Genomic DNA, 2417 nt, shown 5'->3' with positions numbered 1-2417 from the left:
GACCCGGTGGGTCCACCGGGCCCGTTCCCGGGCCCGGCACGCCGACCCCCGGCACGCCGACCCCCGGCACGTCCGCGCCGGAGGAGCCCGGATCGAAGCCCGGTGGTCAGGTACCCGGCCCCGGCACCCCGCCGGCCGGGGAGAAGCCGGAGCCGCCGGCTCCCGGGGACCCGGTCGACCCCATCGAGCCGATTGATCCCGGGGACCCGGTCGACCCCGAGGACCCGGTCGACCCCGAGGACCCGGAGGGCCCGGGGGAGTGCCCGGTGGACCCCGAGGAGGGTGACGGCACCGAGGAAGGTGACTCCGCGGATCCGGAGAACACCGAGGCCGTTCGGGAGAGCGACGAGGAGCCCGGCGACGAGAACTCCACCGACGCCGAGGCCGACTCCGACGCCGAGGACTCCGACGAGGAGGGGTCCGGCTGCCCCGGTGAGGGTGACGATGGCGACGGCGATGGCGATGGCGACGGCGATGGCGACGGTGCCGACGGTGATGACCGGGACGCCGACGCCGGTGCGGAGAAGGACGGGGACGGGGCCGCCACCCGCGACGTCTCGCCGCGCCGCGCCGTGTGACGCCCGGGTCCCGCCCCCGGCCGGGGGCGGGGACGGGGTCCGGGCCGTGAGCGGCCCACGGCCCCGTCGGTCACCCCCGGCGCGGCCCCCGCCGCACCGGCTCCGCCGTCAGCGGATCCTCCGGCCAGGCGTGCCGGGGATAACGACCCCGCAGGTCCGCCCGCACCGCCCGGTACCCCTCGCGCCAGAACGACGCCGGATCGGCGGTCACCGCCGCCGGTCTCCCCGCCGGGGACAGCAGGTGCACCACCAGCGGCACCCGGCCGTCCGCGAGCACCGGGGCACGCTCCATGCCGAAGAGTTCCTGGACCCGGGCGGCCAGGACCGGGCGTTCCCCGGAGTAGTCCACCCGGATCCGGGCCCCGGAGGGAACCTCGACCCGTTCCGGTGCCAGTTCCTCCAGGCGCGCCGCCGATCCGTCCGCCCACGGCAGCAGCGAGGTGAGCATCCGCACGGTGTCCAGCCGGGCCAGGTCGGCCCGGCTCCGGGCGTCGCCGGCCCACTCGTCCATCCGGGCCACCAGGGCCTCGTCCGAGACATCGGGCCACGGCTCGCCCAGCGCGTCGTGCAGGAACGCCATCCGCTCCCGCAACCCCCTGGCCGCGCGCCCCCACTCCAGCAGGGTGCCGATCCCCTCCCGACGCAGGCCCTCCGCCAGCGCGAGGCGCACGGCCTCCCCCGACGGGGCGCGCAGCGACTCCTCGCGCAGCACGATCGACCCCAGGCGCTCCACCCGCCGGGCCACCACGTCCGGGGCGCCGCCGGAGGCGGGCGCCCACCGGACCTCCTCCCCGAGGGTGCGCGAGGCCCCGGACGCGAGCAGCGCGATCTCCTCGTCCGCGACGGCGGCCAGCCGAACCACGGCGCTCGCCGAACCGACGGGCCGGTCCGCGATCGCGACGGCCAGCCAGGGGGCGTCGCGCAGCGGTGACTCCGCCGCCGTCGTCGCACGGGTGCCGGAGACCATCAGGAAGGAGCCGGGGGCCCGGTGGCGGCCCACCCGGTCCGGATGGGCCAGGGCCGCCACCAGCCCGGCGGCGCGCCCATCGGGCCACCGCTCACCCGTCTCGGTGGGTGGGCCGTGCCGGCCGGCCGCGGTGTCCTCCCTCAACAGGGAGTGCAACCGGTCGGCCTCGCGCCGCCATCGTCCGGTCCAGCCGTCCCCCCGTCCCCCGCCGGTCCCGTTCCGCGCGGCCCGGCACACCGCCGCGAGATCGTCGCCCATCGTCCGGGGTGGTTCCTCGCTCAGCACCGCCACCAGCTCCGCCGCCCGGCGGGCCCCGATCAGGGGCGCCGCGTCGAGCAGGGCCCGTGCCCATCGGGGGTGCAGGCCCACGGCGGCGATGCGCCGTCCACGGGCGCCGGCACGGCCGCCGGCGTCCACCGCCCCCAGGTCCCGCAGCACCGCCCGGCCGGCGGCCATCGCCCCGGCGGGCGGTGGATCGGGGAGCGCCAGGTGCTCCGCGGTCGGATCCCCCCAGCACGCGGTGGCCAGGGCGAACCCGGTCAGGTCCGCGACCTCGATCTGCGGGCGGGAGAACTCCCGCAACCGGGAGTGCTCCGCCTCCGCCCAGCACCGCAGAACCCTCCCCGGCGCCTCGCGACCCGCCCGCCCGGCACGCTGCCGGGCGGAGGCACGGGAGACCGGGACGGTCACCAGGGAGCCCAGGCCCCGGGCGTGGTCGGTGCGCGGTTCGCGGGACAGTCCGCTGTCCACCACCGTCCGCACGCCGGGCACGGTGAGCCCGGACTCGGCCACGGAGGTGGCCAGGACGATGCGCCGGGCGCCGTCCCGGGAGCCCGCCAGAACGGCGTCCTGGACGGCGGTCGGGGCCCGGC

At 78.6% G+C, this 2417-nt stretch carries 1 protein-coding gene and 1 pseudogene; one reads left to right on the top strand and one right to left on the bottom strand.

Going from position 1 to position 2417, the window contains the following annotated elements:
* A pseudogene (locus tag FNQ90_RS19775) lies at window positions 1-578 on the top strand (hypothetical protein); the annotation flags it as partial.
* Between the two features lie 70 nt (window positions 579-648).
* On the opposite strand, the gene FNQ90_RS19770 reads toward FNQ90_RS19775, so the two are convergent.
* The coding region (locus tag FNQ90_RS19770) for an ATP-dependent helicase C-terminal domain-containing protein (protein ID WP_182607594.1) at window positions 649-2417 on the bottom strand (1769 nt) is incomplete at its 5' end.

The sequence above is a fragment of the Streptomyces alkaliphilus genome, from assembly GCF_014141535.1.
Lineage (GTDB): Bacteria > Actinomycetota > Actinomycetes > Streptomycetales > Streptomycetaceae > Streptomyces > Streptomyces alkaliphilus.
This window is presented reverse-complemented; position numbering and strand designations above follow the sequence as displayed.